Source organism: Croceibacterium ferulae, from assembly GCF_003660445.1.
Classification (GTDB): domain Bacteria; phylum Pseudomonadota; class Alphaproteobacteria; order Sphingomonadales; family Sphingomonadaceae; genus Croceibacterium; species Croceibacterium ferulae.
Window position 1 is genome coordinate 17,886 of record NZ_QZVQ01000006.1, and the last position, 12,118, is coordinate 30,003.

16 protein-coding genes are annotated in these 12,118 nt (G+C 70.5%); all 16 read left to right on the forward strand.

Annotation, left to right across the window (positions count from 1 at the left end):
* The first annotated feature begins 12 nt into the window (after positions 1 to 12).
* The 16 genes from D5S08_RS07510 to D5S08_RS07580 all read left to right on the forward strand — a co-directional run bounded on the left by D5S08_RS07510 (position 13) and on the right by D5S08_RS07580 (position 12,118).
* Positions 13 to 1,176, forward strand: a complete 1,164-nt coding sequence (locus tag D5S08_RS07510) for a phage portal protein (RefSeq protein WP_121117156.1) — start codon at positions 13 to 15, stop codon at positions 1,174 to 1,176.
* The gene (locus D5S08_RS07515; RefSeq protein WP_421757453.1) at positions 1,173 to 1,487 is read left to right on the forward strand and encodes a DUF6127 family protein; all 315 of its coding nucleotides are present in this window, start codon (positions 1,173 to 1,175) and stop codon (positions 1,485 to 1,487) included. The genes D5S08_RS07510 and D5S08_RS07515 overlap by 4 nt, the downstream gene beginning before the upstream one ends.
* Positions 1,484 to 1,906, forward strand: coding sequence for an HK97 family phage prohead protease (locus D5S08_RS07520; RefSeq protein ID WP_121117158.1), 423 nt, complete (start codon positions 1,484 to 1,486; stop codon positions 1,904 to 1,906). The genes D5S08_RS07515 and D5S08_RS07520 overlap by 4 nt, the downstream gene beginning before the upstream one ends.
* Before the next feature lie 117 nt (positions 1,907 to 2,023).
* Complete coding sequence (locus D5S08_RS07525; protein ID WP_121117160.1) at positions 2,024 to 2,368, forward strand: hypothetical protein; 345 nt, start codon at positions 2,024 to 2,026, stop codon at positions 2,366 to 2,368.
* 162 nt (positions 2,369 to 2,530) lie between these two features.
* Positions 2,531 to 3,667, forward strand: a complete 1,137-nt coding sequence (locus D5S08_RS07530) for a phage major capsid protein (protein WP_121117162.1) — start codon at positions 2,531 to 2,533, stop codon at positions 3,665 to 3,667.
* Positions 3,668 to 3,742: 75 nt separating this feature from the next.
* On the forward strand, positions 3,743 to 4,303 hold the full coding sequence (locus D5S08_RS07535) for a head-tail connector protein (RefSeq protein WP_241557287.1): 561 nt from the start codon (positions 3,743 to 3,745) through the stop codon (positions 4,301 to 4,303).
* Positions 4,300 to 4,452 carry a hypothetical protein gene (locus tag D5S08_RS16670; RefSeq protein WP_155522965.1) on the forward strand — a complete coding sequence of 51 codons (153 nt, stop codon included), beginning with the start codon at positions 4,300 to 4,302 and terminating at the stop codon, positions 4,450 to 4,452. The genes D5S08_RS07535 and D5S08_RS16670 overlap by 4 nt, the downstream gene beginning before the upstream one ends.
* A gap of 12 nt (positions 4,453 to 4,464) precedes the next feature.
* Positions 4,465 to 4,857, forward strand: a complete 393-nt coding sequence (gene gp17, locus D5S08_RS07540) for a tail completion protein gp17 (protein WP_121117164.1) — start codon at positions 4,465 to 4,467, stop codon at positions 4,855 to 4,857.
* Positions 4,858 to 4,882: 25 nt separating this feature from the next.
* A complete protein-coding gene (locus D5S08_RS07545) occupies positions 4,883 to 5,290 on the forward strand; it encodes a phage major tail protein, TP901-1 family (RefSeq protein WP_121117166.1) in 408 nt (135 codons plus the stop codon).
* Positions 5,287 to 5,604: a gene transfer agent family protein gene (locus D5S08_RS07550; protein ID WP_121117168.1), complete on the forward strand. Its 318-nt coding sequence runs from the start codon at positions 5,287 to 5,289 to the stop codon at positions 5,602 to 5,604. Before D5S08_RS07545 ends, D5S08_RS07550 begins: the two co-directional genes overlap by 4 nt.
* On the forward strand, positions 5,597 to 5,803 hold the full coding sequence (locus D5S08_RS07555; protein ID WP_421757454.1) for a phage tail assembly chaperone: 207 nt from the start codon (positions 5,597 to 5,599) through the stop codon (positions 5,801 to 5,803). Before D5S08_RS07550 ends, D5S08_RS07555 begins: the two co-directional genes overlap by 8 nt.
* A complete protein-coding gene (locus tag D5S08_RS07560; protein WP_121117171.1) occupies positions 5,796 to 6,380 on the forward strand; it encodes a tail tape measure protein in 585 nt (194 codons plus the stop codon). The genes D5S08_RS07555 and D5S08_RS07560 overlap by 8 nt, the downstream gene beginning before the upstream one ends.
* 19 nt (positions 6,381 to 6,399) lie before the next feature.
* Positions 6,400 to 8,727, forward strand: coding sequence for a DUF2460 domain-containing protein (locus tag D5S08_RS07565; protein WP_121117173.1), 2,328 nt, complete (start codon positions 6,400 to 6,402; stop codon positions 8,725 to 8,727).
* Positions 8,724 to 9,542: a DUF2163 domain-containing protein gene (locus D5S08_RS07570; RefSeq protein WP_121117175.1), complete on the forward strand. Its 819-nt coding sequence runs from the start codon at positions 8,724 to 8,726 to the stop codon at positions 9,540 to 9,542. The genes D5S08_RS07565 and D5S08_RS07570 overlap by 4 nt, the downstream gene beginning before the upstream one ends.
* Positions 9,539 to 9,952, forward strand: a complete 414-nt coding sequence (locus D5S08_RS07575) for a C40 family peptidase (RefSeq protein ID WP_241557288.1) — start codon at positions 9,539 to 9,541, stop codon at positions 9,950 to 9,952. Before D5S08_RS07570 ends, D5S08_RS07575 begins: the two co-directional genes overlap by 4 nt.
* 870 nt (positions 9,953 to 10,822) lie before the next feature.
* A complete protein-coding gene (locus D5S08_RS07580; RefSeq protein WP_162301940.1) occupies positions 10,823 to 12,118 on the forward strand; it encodes a GTA baseplate fiber-binding domain-containing protein in 1,296 nt (431 codons plus the stop codon).

The window sequence follows — 12,118 nt, forward strand, 5'->3', positions numbered from 1 at the left end:
AGGATCAGAGCCATGTCTCTTTTCGAAAGCCTGCGTTCCGCCTTCAAGGCGGGCGGGGGATCCCGGGTGCCGCTGGCGCATGGCTTCGTGCCGCCATATGCGCTGGCCCTGGGCGTTCAGCCGACCCGGGTTGCCTTTGAATATCGGCGCGGCGTGCGCGAGGCGTTCCTGAACAATCCGGTGGCGCAGCGCGCGGTCCGGATCGTCGCCGATGGCGTCGCCGCCGCGCCGCTGACCATCAGTGATCCCAAGGTCCGCCGCCTGCTGGAGGCGACGTCCGCCGGGCAGTCGCTGCTGGAAACGCTGGCCGCGCAGCTGGTGCTGCACGGCAATGCCTTCGTCCAGGTCATGCGTGACGAGAGCGGCCTGCCGACCGAGCTGTTCGCGCTGCGGCCGGAGCGGATGGCGGTGATCGCCGGCGCCGATGGCTGGCCGGTCGCCTATGATTACCAGGTCGGCGGCAGCACGGTGCGCCTGCCGGTGGAGGATGCCGATGGCTGGCCCGCGGTGATCCACCTGAAGACCTTCCACCCGGCCGACGACCATTATGGCGCGGGCTGCCTGTCCGCCGCCGAGGGCGCGGTGCAGATCCACAATGCGGCGGCCGCGTGGAACCGGGCGCTGCTGGAGAATGCGGCGCGCCCGTCCGGCGCGCTGGTCTATGCCAATGGCGATTCCGCCGGCCTCAGCCCCGACCAGTTCGACCGGCTGAAGGAGGAACTGGCGACCGCCTTTTCCGGCAGCAACAATGCCGGCCGGCCGATGCTGCTGGAGGGCGGGCTGCAGTGGCAGAGCCTGTCGCTGTCGCCGGCCGAGATGGACTTTGCCCAGCTGAAGGCGGCGGCGGCGCGGGACATCGCGCTGGCCTTCGGCGTGCCGCCGATGCTGCTGGGTCTGCCGGGTGACAACACCTATGCCAATTATCGGGAGGCCAGCAAGGCGCTGTGGCGGCTGACGCTGCTGCCGCTGGCGGGCAAGATCCTGGCCGGCCTGGCGGAAGGGCTGGAGCCCTGGTTCCCCCGGCTGGACCTGGCGGTGGACCTGGACCGGGTGCCGGCGCTGGCAGAGGATCGCGAGCGTCTGTGGGCGCAGGTCAGCGGTGCCGATTTCCTGGACACGGACGAGAAGCGCAGCCTGCTGGGCCTGCCGGTCCGCGCCGCCGGGAAGCAGCCATGATGACGCGGCGCGAGGACATGCTGGCCGGGCTGATCGCCCAGGCCGGCGCGAAAGGCACCGATTTGGTGACGCTGCGCGCGATCATCGAGGAAGCAAGCGAGCTGGGCGCCGAGCGCGTGCTGCAGCGGCTGAATCTGGGCGACGACCGGGCGCAGGGCGATATCGACGAGCTGCGCGACCTGCTGAGCGCGTGGCGCGCGGCCAAGTCCAGCGTGTGGAAGGCGGCGATCGAATGGCTGGTGCGCGGTGTGATGGCGTTGCTGCTGATCGGCATCGCCGTGCGGCTGAACGTGCCGGAGATGCTGAAATGAGGCGCGGTTCACCCCCTGTCCGCTTCGCCGGCTACGCCGCCCTGTTCGACATCCCCGACGGTGCGCGCGACGTGATCCGCCCCGGCGCCTTTGCCCGCACGCTGGCCGAGCGGCGCGACCGCAACCTGGGGCCGGTGCCGCTGTACTGGCAGCACCGGCCGCATCAGCGGATCGGCACGGTGGAGATGCTGGCGGAGGATGCGCGCGGGCTGCGCGTGATCGCCGCGATCGACAATGCCGCCAGCCGCGCCGCCGCCGAGCTGCGCAGCCGGACGGTCAGCGGATTGTCGTTCGGTTATTTCGCGCGTGCCGCGACCCCCTTTCCGGCCGGACGGCTGCTGGAGGACATCGACCTGTTCGAAGTCAGCCTCGTCACCCGACCGCTCCAGCCGGGAGCGCGGGTTCACCTGATCGGCTGAACCCGTCGACACCGCCATGGGCCGGGCCACCCCTGTCCGGCCCATGGCGCCCGACCCTGAACTACCCCTGTGCAACCACCTGCCGGGCGCTGCCCGGTTCCAACGGAGAACATTGCCATGACCATGACCGCCCCCGTCGCCGGCCTGCGCATCACCCGTGACCTGCGCGCTGCCGAAGCCGCGCTGGACGAAGCGCTGATGAAGCACAACACCTTGTTCGCCACGCTGCTGAGCGCGCGCCAGAACACCGAAGAGGCCGGCCCCTTCACCGGCCACGAGATCCTGCTGCGCCTGATCAAGTCGCAGCAGACCCTGCTGGCCGCCGGTGGCGACCTGGCCCGCGTCCATGGCGGCCTGAGCGACATGGGCCGCGAGATGGGTGCTGCCGTGCACGATTGCCCCGAGGATGGCCCGATCGGCTTCGTCGATGGCGAGGACGAGGTGCGCGCCATCGCCGCCTGAGCGGCAGCAGGAGAAAGGCCGGGCCGGGGCAGCGGATCGCCCCGGCCCCGGCCAAGGCCGGCCACCTGAACGGCCCGCCCCCGAGAGAACAGTTTCCCCGCCGCGCACCGCTTCGACCAGGGTGCCGGCGGGTTTTTCATGCAAGCGAAAGGCAGATGCCCCATGAATCCCGAACCCGAGCAGGACGTGCTGGCCGCGTCCTTCGACATTGTCGCGCGGCAGGACCGCACCGATGATGCCATCAGCCGCCTGCAGACCGAGCTGGACGAGGCCAAGGCGCGGCTCGCCCGTCTCGGCCGCAGTGGCGCGTCGCGCGTGGCGCTGGCCGCAGGTGACAGCACGATCGAGGTCAAGGGCTTCGTCGACGGCTATCTGCGGCAGGGCCGCGAGACCGAGCTGAAGGGCATGAACAGCGCCACCGGCGCCGAGGGCGGCTTTGCCGTGCCGGCCGAAGTGGATGTGGCGATCGCCGCCACGGTGAAGGCGATCAGCCCGATCCGCCAGGTGGCGCAGGTGGTGCAGGTCGGCAGCGCCGGTTACCGCAAGCTGGTGAGCACCGGCGGCGCGGCGAGCGGCTGGGTCAGCGAACTGGCACCGCGGCCCGGCACCGGCACGTCCAACTTCAAGGAGATCAACCCGCCGAGCGGCGAGCTGTACGCCAATCCCGCGGCCAGCCAGACCATGCTGGACGATGCGGCCTTCGACCTGGAAAGCTGGCTGACCGGCGAGATCGCGGTGGAATTTGCACGGGCCGAAGGCGCCGCTTTCGTGAACGGCACCGGCGTCGACCAGCCGCTGGGCATCCTGCGCGTGCCGACCAGCACGGAAGGTGACGACACCCGTGAGTTCGGCGAGCTGCAATATCTGAAGTCCGGTGCGGATGACGGTTTCGACGTCGGCCCCGACCTGACGCTGGTGGACATGGTCCATTCGCTCCGGTCCAGCCTGCGGCAGGGTGCGTGCTGGCTGATGAACAGCCGCACGCTGGCCACCATCCGCAAGCTGAAGACTGCGGACGGTGCCTTCATCTGGCAGCCCGGCCTGTCCGATGGCCAGCCCGACCGGCTGCTGGGCTATCCGGTGGTCGAGGCGGAGGACATGCCCGACATCGATATCGGCGAATATCCGATTGCCTTCGGCAATTTCCAGGCCGGTTATCTGATCACGGAGCGCACCGCGACCAGCATCCTGCGCGATCCGTTCACCAACAAGCCGTTCGTCCACTTCTACGCCACCAAGCGCGTGGGCGGCCAGGTGCTGGATACGAACGCGATCAAGCTGCTGCGCATCGAAGCGTAAGCCGCTGCCGCATCCGCGCCGTTCCGTCATCCCCCTTGTGGCGGAGCGGCGCGGATGCCCCTTTTCCTTTCAGACATGGAGACCGCCATGCAGCGGGCAATCGTCACGCCGGCCGACATGGCGGGCGCGGCTCTCAGCGAGCTCAAATCCTGGCTCGCCATCACCACCACGCGCGACGATCCGGGCCTGTCGACATTGCTGCAGGCGGCGCTGGACATGTGCGAGGCCTTCACCGGGCTGATGCCGCTGGCGACCGAGTGCGAGGAGGTGCTGGCGCCGACGGGCATGTGGCAGGTGCTGCGCACCCGTCCGGTGCAGGCCATCCGCCGCGTCGCCCGGCGGAATGCCGCCGGCGAATGGCGTGACCTGCCGGCGGCCAGTTACGCGATCGACCTGCTGGCCGATGGCAGCGGGCGCGTGCGCCTGCTGGCGGCGACGGGTGAGGCACCGCTGCGCGTGACCTTCACCGCCGGCCTGGCGGGCGAGTGGACGGGACTGCCCGCCACGCTGCGCCACGGCATTGTGCGGCTGGCTGCCGACCAGTTCGAGCAGCGCGGAACGGTTGCCGCCCGCACGGCGCCGCCGGCCTGCGTGGTGGCGCTGTGGCAGCCCTGGCGCCGGATGCGGCTGGCATGAGCGGCGCCGAAGCCGCCATCGAGCGACTGGCGATCAAGGCGGAGCGCATCGCGCTCGCCCGCGCCGAGACGCTGGCCCGAAGGCGAGAGAACCGGACCGAATGGGCGGACGCACGCTTGCTGCGGCCGCTGATCGCCAATGACAACTGACAGGAGAGCCGGATGGAAAGCCTGCTGCGCGCCGCGCTGATCGACTGGCTGCGCACCGATGCGGTGCTGGCCCCGACGGTCAACATCGTGGCCGAGGAACATCCGGTGCAGGCCAGCGTGCCGTGGATCGGCGTGGTGGCGAGCGCCAGCACCGACTGGAGCACCAAGACCGAGCGCGGCCGCGAAGTGCGGCTGGCGCTGGAATACCACACCCGCGGTGACGACCCGGCCGGAGCGGCGGCGACCGTCGCCGCGATCGAGGCCTGCGTGGAAAGCCTGCCGCGCCGGCAGCCGCACTTCCACGTGGCGGGCATCGCCTTCGTGCGGGCCCGCGCGGAGCAGCGGCCGCGGCAGGGCCGGGCGGTGCTGCTGGAATACCGATTTCGCATCCTGGCCACGGCCTGACCCATCTTTGCGAGGAGTTTTGACCATGAGTGCACAGAAGGGTTCCGCCTTCCTGCTGAAGATCGGCGGGGATGGCGACACGAAGGAGTACCGCACGGTCGCCGGCCTGCGCACCACGCAGATGTCCATCAGCGGCGATGCCGTGATCGTGACGCACAAGCAGTCGGGTGGCTGGCGCGAATTGCTGTCGGGTGCGGGATCGCGCCATGTCTCCGTCAGCGCGGCGGGGATCTTCCTGGGCAGCGAGGCGGAAGGCGCGATCCGTGCCCACGCGCTGGCCGGCACGGTCGCACCCTATGAACTGTCGTTTGAGGATGGCGAGAAGCTGCGCGGGACATTCCTGGTGCAGCGGCTGGACTATGCCGGCGATTTCAATGGCGAGCGCAATTACACGCTGCAGCTGGAAAGCAGCGGCGCGGTGGTGCCCGCGTGAGCGCCAATCCCCTGCCCAATCCTGTCCGTGGCGAGGCCGAGCTGGTGATCGCGGGCGAGGCGCGGCTGCTGCGCCCCACCTTTACCGCGCTGGTCGCGGCCGAGGGGGAGCTGGGTTCGCTGTTCGCCGTGGTCGAGCGGGCGAGTGCCGGCGAGCTGCGGCTGGAGGAGATGGCGGCCTTATTCTGGCATTGCCTGGCCGACCGGCCGACGATTTCGCGCGAGGCGGTCGGCCAGGCAGTCGTGGCGCAGGGGCTGGCGGGATGCGCCAGACCCCTGGGCATGTTGCTGCGGCAGATCCTGCAGGGTGGCTGAGAGCCCCTGCTTCATGGATCGGGCCGCGCGACTGGCCGGGGTGATCCCGGCGATGGTGGGGTGGCGGCCGGACGAGTTCTGGTCCGCCACCCCGGCGGAGGTGTCCGCCATCCTGTCACCCCCGGAGATTGCCGGCGCGGCCGATGGCGTGAGCCGGGCCGAACTGAACCGCCTGATGGAGCGTGAGAACCATGGATGACGATATCGAGACGCTGATGATCGACGTGCGCGCCAATACCAGCGGGTTGCGGGCCGATCTGGACGGCCTGCGCGGCACGCTGGACAGCGCGCTGGGCGCGGCGGGCGAGGAGGCCGGCGCGCGGCTGGAGCGTGGCCTGCTGTCCGCGATCCGGCGGGGCAGCCTGGGCTTTGACGATCTGAAACGCGTGGCATTGGGGGCGATGGACGAGATCGCCGCCGGGGCGATGCAGCGCGGGGTCGGTGCGGTGCTGGGCGGCGCCTCCGCCGGCAATGGCGGGCCAGGTGGCATGAGCGGCCTGCTGGCCGGCGTGGCGGGTGCATTGCTGGGCCTGCCGGGGCGGGCCACGGGCGGGCCGGTTGCGCCCGGACGCCCCTATTGGGTGGGGGAGCGCGGGCCGGAAGTGTTCGTGCCCACCGCCGCCGGCCGCATCGAGCCCGCGACGACGCAGCCCCGCGACGTGCGCATATCCATCCAGCTGCAGCAGCCGCGCGGCGGCGGCGACGCGCCGGCGGCGTGGCGCCGGTCATCGCGGCAGGTCGCCAGTTCGATCCGGCGATCGCTGCGCGCCTTCTGATACACAAGGATTCAGCTTCATGGCATTCTGGCTGGCTCAACAGCGTGGGGGGCAATGCACCGACTGGCTGCAGCGGTTCGACCCCCGCTTCTGGACGGTCGACTTCCCGCGCCCGGAGATGGCGAGCATCGTCAGCACCGCGCCCGACGCGCTGCGCGTGACGACCGAGTTCCATCACTGCAATGCGCTGGCCGGGTTGATCTGGGACAGCACCGACCGCCACGATCACCCCCTGACCGGCTATGCCACCGACAAGGATTATGCGCGCACGGTGCTGCAATTCCGCTGGCGCAGCGCGGGCGTGCTGCCGCTGGATGCGGTGCACGGGCCGACGCTGGTGATCGAGGGGCTGGACGCCCAGGGTGCGGAGGCGACCTGGCATGTGCGGTTGTGGAACCACGCGGTGGGCGCACCTGACGATGCGCTGGTGACGCTGCCCTTTTCCGAACTGCGCGACGGGTGGGCGCCGGAGGCGAATGCGCCGGCGATCCACCCGCATGCGATCGAGCGGATGTTCATCACGCTGGTGCCGCCCGCCTATGACCCGGCAGATCCGGCGCTGCTGCGCGGCCGGGCCGAGGGCTGGGTGGAGCTGAGCGGGATCAGTTGCACGGGCGACCGGCCGCTGGTCGCGATCGGGGATGTCATGCTGCCGCCGCATGGCGAGCATGCGTGCACCGCCTACGATGACTGCTACCATGTCACGCCGGCGCGATTGCTGCGCGGGGTGCGTGCGCTGGGCTATCGCGGGCCGCTGGTCCATTACATGGGCATGAGCCACTTCTTCCGGCTGGTACCGGATGCCGATGGCGCGCTGCTGGTGGCACGGGACGGCGCGTTGAGCGCCTGTGCCGAGGAATGGCACCGGGATTTCTTCCGGCGGTGCAGGGCGATGGACATCGCGCCTGTCGCCTCCCTGTCCTACGAAGTGCTGGCGGCGCATTGCCCGGCGGAATGGCAGCAGCGCTTTGCCGATGGCACGCCCGGGCTGACCGGGTGGAGCCCGCCTTCGGCGCTGCTGTCGCCCGCCAATGGTGCCGCAATGGCTTGGTTGCAGGCGGCCGCGCGGCGCATGGTGGGGCTGATGGCGACAGCCGGTTTGCCGGTGTCGTTCCAGATCGGCGAGCCATGGTGGTGGGCGCTGCCCGACGGGCGCGTGGCGCTGTACGATGCCGCGGCACGCGCCGCCTTCAGCGACAAGGCGCCAGCGATCACCAATCTGCGGGACGCGTTGACGGCGGAGCAGATTGCCGTGCTGGACCGGGCCGGCAAGGCGCTGGCGGCATCGACCCTGGCCTTGCGCGATGCGGTGCGGGATGCGGCGGGCGGCGTGGCGGAGGTGATGCTGCTGCTGTTCACGCCGACGATCCTGGCCGGCGAGCAGCCGGACCTGCGGCGGGCGAACTGCCCGGCAGGGTGGGCCTGGCCGGCCTTCGACCGGCTGCAGCTGGAAGATTATGACTGGCTGACCGACGGGCACGAGCGTGACCGGCTGGCCGCCTATGACGCGGTGGCGGAGCGGCTGGCCTATCCGCTGGCGGCGCAGGATTACCTGGCCGGCTTCGTGCTGCGGGCGGAAGATGCCGCCGCCCAATGGCCACTGATCGATGCGGGACTGGACGAGGCGCGGTTGCGCGGTGTGCCCCGGCGGTTCGTGTGGGCGGTGCCGCAGATCAACCGGGATGGCTATACGCGGCTGCGGCCTGCGCAGGAGGACGACATGCAGGCTTTCGACGATCTGCCCTATCCGCTGGCACTGGGCCAGGATGCAGGGGTGAGCGCGGAGTTCTCTACCTCCGTTTCGCTGACGGCGTCGGGGCATGAGCGGCGGGCGAGCCATTGGCAGGATGCGCGGCTGCATTTCGATGTTGGCCCCGGCATCCGCTCCGATGCGGAGCTGGGCACGCTGATCGCCTTCTTCCGTGCCCGACGCGGCGCGGCGCGCGGTTTCCGGCTGCGCGATCCGTTCGACCACAGCAGCAACGGGATGACCGGTGCGCCGACGCCGTTCGACCAGCTGGTCGGGACTGGCGACGGCAAGGCGGTGCGGTTCCGACTGGCCAAGAGCTATGCCGGGCCGGACCCGCAGCAGCGGCTGATCACCCGGCCCGTCGCGGCCAGCGTGCTGGTCAGCGTGGACGGCGCGGCGATCGACGGATGGCGGCTGGAAGAGGGCGGCTGGCTGGTGCTGCAGGCGGCGCTGCCAGCAGGCGCGGAGGTGCGGGCAGGGTTCCTGTTCGACGTGCCGGTGCGCTTTGCCAGCGACCGGCTGGACATCGTGGGTGCGGCCTTTGCCGCGGGCGAGGCACCGTCGGTGCCGCTGGTCGAAGTTAGGGAGGCGACATGACGCATCGGTTCTTTGCCACCGAGCTGGAAGGGGTTGCCACCTTCTGGCGCATCGAGCGCCGCGATGGCGTGACGATCGGGCTGACCAATCACGATCGTGACCTTTGCTTCGATGGGCTGCGCCACCAGGCAAGCCCGGGGATGGTCCCGAGCGCGATCCGCCGCACGCGCGACCTGTCGCCCGACAGCGCCGAAGTGAGCGGCGCGTTATGCGCATCCGGGCTGTGCGGCGACGATCTGGCAGCGGGCCGGTTCGACGGCGCGTCCTTCACCATCGGCCTGGTGGACTGGGAGACGCTGAAGCGGACCATATTGTTTCGCGGCCGGTTGGGCGAGGTGGGGCAGGCCGGCGGGACATTCCAGGTCGAGCTGCACGGCGGCAAGGCGCTGCTGGAGATCGATCCGGTGCCGCGCACCAGCCCGACCTGTCGCGCGGAGTTCTGCGGCCCCGGCTGCACCCTATCGCCGGCGCGGTTCACGCATGAGGCGCGGATTGCGTCGTGCGACGCCGAGACGGGCCGAGCCGGTCTGGCCGGCGGCGTGGATGGGCGCTTCGCCGGTGGCTGGCTGCGGTGGGTGGACGGGCCGCACGCGGGCGAGATCATGCCGATCGTCGGTGTGGAGGATGATGCCGTGCTGCTGGACCACTCCGCCTTTGCGGCCGTGCCGCCGGGCACCGCGGTGATCCTGCGCGAGGGATGCGACCGGACGATTGCCACCTGTCACGAACGGTTCGCCAATGCGGTGAACTTCCGCGGTGAGCCGTGGCTGCCGGGCAATGATCTGGTCACCCGCCACGGGGGGATGATGCGATGAGTGGCGGTTCCGCTGGCGAGATGATCGCCGCTGCCGCCATGGACCTGGTCGGCGCACGCTTCCAGCTGCAGGGCCGCGATCCGCGGACCGGGCTGGACTGTGTCGGCGTGATCCTGGCGGCATTGGCGGTGAATGGCCGCGCGCCGCCGCCGGTGCCGCCTTACACAATGCGCCGCACGCAACTGGATCCGTTCGACCGGCTGGCTGCTGCCCAAGGTCTGCGTGACGTGTCCGGCGCTGCGGAGCCTGGCGATGTGCTGGTGTTCCGCACGGGTCCGGCGCAGTGGCATGCGGCGATTGCGACTGCCGGCGACCATGTCGTGCATGCCCATGCCGCGCTGCGCCGCGTGGTCAGCAGCCCCGTTCCGCCGGAATGGACGATCGTGCGCCACTGGCGCGTTCCAAGCTGACAGGTTCATCATCATGGCTACTCTGGTTCTCACGGCCCTCGGCACCGCCGTGGGTGGCCCGTTGGGCGGTGCCGCCGGGGCGATCCTGGGCCGGCAGGTCGACGGATCGCTGGCAGGTGCCGGCACCCGGGAAGGAGCGCGGGTGCGCGATCTTGCGGTCACGACATCCGCCTATGGCCAGCCGCTGCCGCGGCATTTCGGTCGGGTGCGGACGGCGGGCACGATCATCTGGGCAACCGATCTGATCGAGCAGAGCGAGACCGCGGGCGGCGGGAAGGGACGGCCTTCCACCACCGGCTACAGCTATGCCGCGTCGCTGGCGGTGGCGCTGGCGAGCCGGCCGATCGCGGCGCTGGGGCGCGTCTGGGCGGACGGGCAGCTGTTGCGTGGCGCTGCCGGCGACCTGAAGGTGGGCGGCGCCTTGCGGGTCCATCACGGGCACGGTGACCAGCAGCCCGATCCGCTGATCGCGGCGGATCTGGGCGCAGCGTGCCCGGCCTTTCGTGGGCTGGCCTATTGCGTGTTCGAAGGGCTGCAGCTGGCATCCTTCGGCAACCGCATACCGGCGCTGACCTTCGAACTGATCGCCGATGATGGCGATGTGGCGCTGGCCGATGTCGTGCAACCGGTGGAGGCAAGCACCGGGCGCCTGCTGCCGGGGCTGGCGGGCTGGAGCGATGCCGGCGGCGGACTGGCCGGGCAGCTGGCCGAGATCGGCACCTTCTATCCCCTGTCCTGCCGCGCGGGCGAGCGCCTGGAGATCGTGGCGGACGGTCAGGCGGTGGAGCTGGAACTGCCGGAAGCGGCGGTGAGGCCGGCGACGAGGGGCTGGTCATTGCCGGACAGGCGCGGCGGCCTGCATCAGCGGCAGTGCCGGCTGGCATCCGTTACTTCGATCTGGACCGCGATTACCAGATCGGCACGCAGCTTGGTGCAGGGTCGGCGCCGGGCAGGCATGCGCTGCTGGACTTCCCCGGCGTGTTGCGCGCCGGCGATGCCCGCCTGCTGGCAAGCCGTCTTGCGCAACGTGCCAGTGCCGGAAGCGCGAGTGCCACGTGGCGTACGGCCGAACTGAACCCGGACATCGTGCCGGGCTCCATCGTGCGCATGCCCGGACGGACCGGGCCATGGCGGGTGGAAAGCTGGGAACTGGATGCGCATGGCGTGGCGATGGAGCTGAGCCAGATCCCGGCGGCGCTAGCGCGCGAGATGGCGGCAGATCCCGGCGAGGCGTTGCAGCAACCGGACCTGATCGGCGGTTCGACAATCCTGGCAGCCGTAGAGCTGCCGCCCGCATCGCCGAGCGAAGCCACTCGGCAGATCCATGCTGCGGTGTCGTCGGATGCGGTCGGCTGGACCGGAGCCGCCCTGTACGGAGAGCAGGACGGCAATCTGGTTCCTGCGGGGCACGCGCAGCGGCCACGCAGCACCGTGGGCCGGTTGCTGGGCGCCTTGCCTCCGTCACCCGCCCTGCTGCTGGAGCGAGGGGCTGAGATCGAGGTGGCAATTCCGGCCGATCTGCCGCTGGGCAGCGTGGCGGCCGAGGCTCTGGCGGCTGGCGCCAATCGCGCGCTGATTGGTGACGAGGTGGTGCAGTTCGTCGAGGCGGTGCGGCTGGATGCCGGACACTGGCGTCTGCGCGGACTGCTGCGCGGTCGTGGCGGAACCGAGCGGGCGGCGGGCAAGGGGCATGATGCCGGCAGCCTGTTCGTCCTGCTGGATGACACGCTGGTGCCGATCGACCTGAGCAGGATGGCGCCGGCATCGGACATGACGCTGGCGGCGATCGGCCTGCTGGATGACGAGCCGGTCATGGCGAAGCTGGCCAATGTGCAAGGGTCGGTCCGGCCGCTGTCGCCAGTCCACCTGCGCCGGCGCAGCCTGGCCGATGGTGGCTGTGCGTTCAGCTGGACCCGCCGGATCAGCGGCGCCTGGGACTGGCCGGACATGCCGGCGGCCCAGGTCGGCAACACGGCGCAGCAATACCAGATCGGGATCGGCCCGGCCGCCGCACCTGTGAGCGGGTGGCTGGTCGAGACCGCACAGGTGGAGCTGCCGGCACCCATGCTGGCGCAGTTGCGCGGGCAATATGCCGGTCAAACGCTCTGGCTGCGGGAGGTGGGTGGCGCGGCGCCATCCGACCCCGTGCAGCTCATGATCCTCTAA

Bases quoted from the DNA above. Each gene is read 5' to 3' on its own strand.
- D5S08_RS07510 (WP_121117156.1), top strand. From the start codon at position 13: ATGTCTCTTTTCGAAAGCCTGCGTTCCGCCTTCAAGGCGGGCGGGGGA.
- D5S08_RS07515 (WP_421757453.1), top strand. From the start codon at position 1,173: ATGATGACGCGGCGCGAGGACATGCTGGCCGGGCTGATCGCCCAGGCC.
- D5S08_RS07520 (WP_121117158.1), top strand. From the start codon at position 1,484: ATGAGGCGCGGTTCACCCCCTGTCCGCTTCGCCGGCTACGCCGCCCTG.
- D5S08_RS07525 (WP_121117160.1), top strand. From the start codon at position 2,024: ATGACCATGACCGCCCCCGTCGCCGGCCTGCGCATCACCCGTGACCTG.
- D5S08_RS07530 (WP_121117162.1), top strand. From the start codon at position 2,531: ATGAATCCCGAACCCGAGCAGGACGTGCTGGCCGCGTCCTTCGACATT.
- D5S08_RS07535 (WP_241557287.1), top strand. From the start codon at position 3,743: ATGGAGACCGCCATGCAGCGGGCAATCGTCACGCCGGCCGACATGGCG.
- D5S08_RS16670 (WP_155522965.1), top strand. From the start codon at position 4,300: ATGAGCGGCGCCGAAGCCGCCATCGAGCGACTGGCGATCAAGGCGGAG.
- gp17 (WP_121117164.1), top strand. From the start codon at position 4,465: ATGGAAAGCCTGCTGCGCGCCGCGCTGATCGACTGGCTGCGCACCGAT.
- D5S08_RS07545 (WP_121117166.1), top strand. From the start codon at position 4,883: ATGAGTGCACAGAAGGGTTCCGCCTTCCTGCTGAAGATCGGCGGGGAT.
- D5S08_RS07560 (WP_121117171.1), top strand. From the start codon at position 5,796: ATGGATGACGATATCGAGACGCTGATGATCGACGTGCGCGCCAATACC.
- D5S08_RS07565 (WP_121117173.1), top strand. From the start codon at position 6,400: ATGGCATTCTGGCTGGCTCAACAGCGTGGGGGGCAATGCACCGACTGG.
- D5S08_RS07570 (WP_121117175.1), top strand. From the start codon at position 8,724: ATGACGCATCGGTTCTTTGCCACCGAGCTGGAAGGGGTTGCCACCTTC.
- D5S08_RS07575 (WP_241557288.1), top strand. From the start codon at position 9,539: ATGAGTGGCGGTTCCGCTGGCGAGATGATCGCCGCTGCCGCCATGGAC.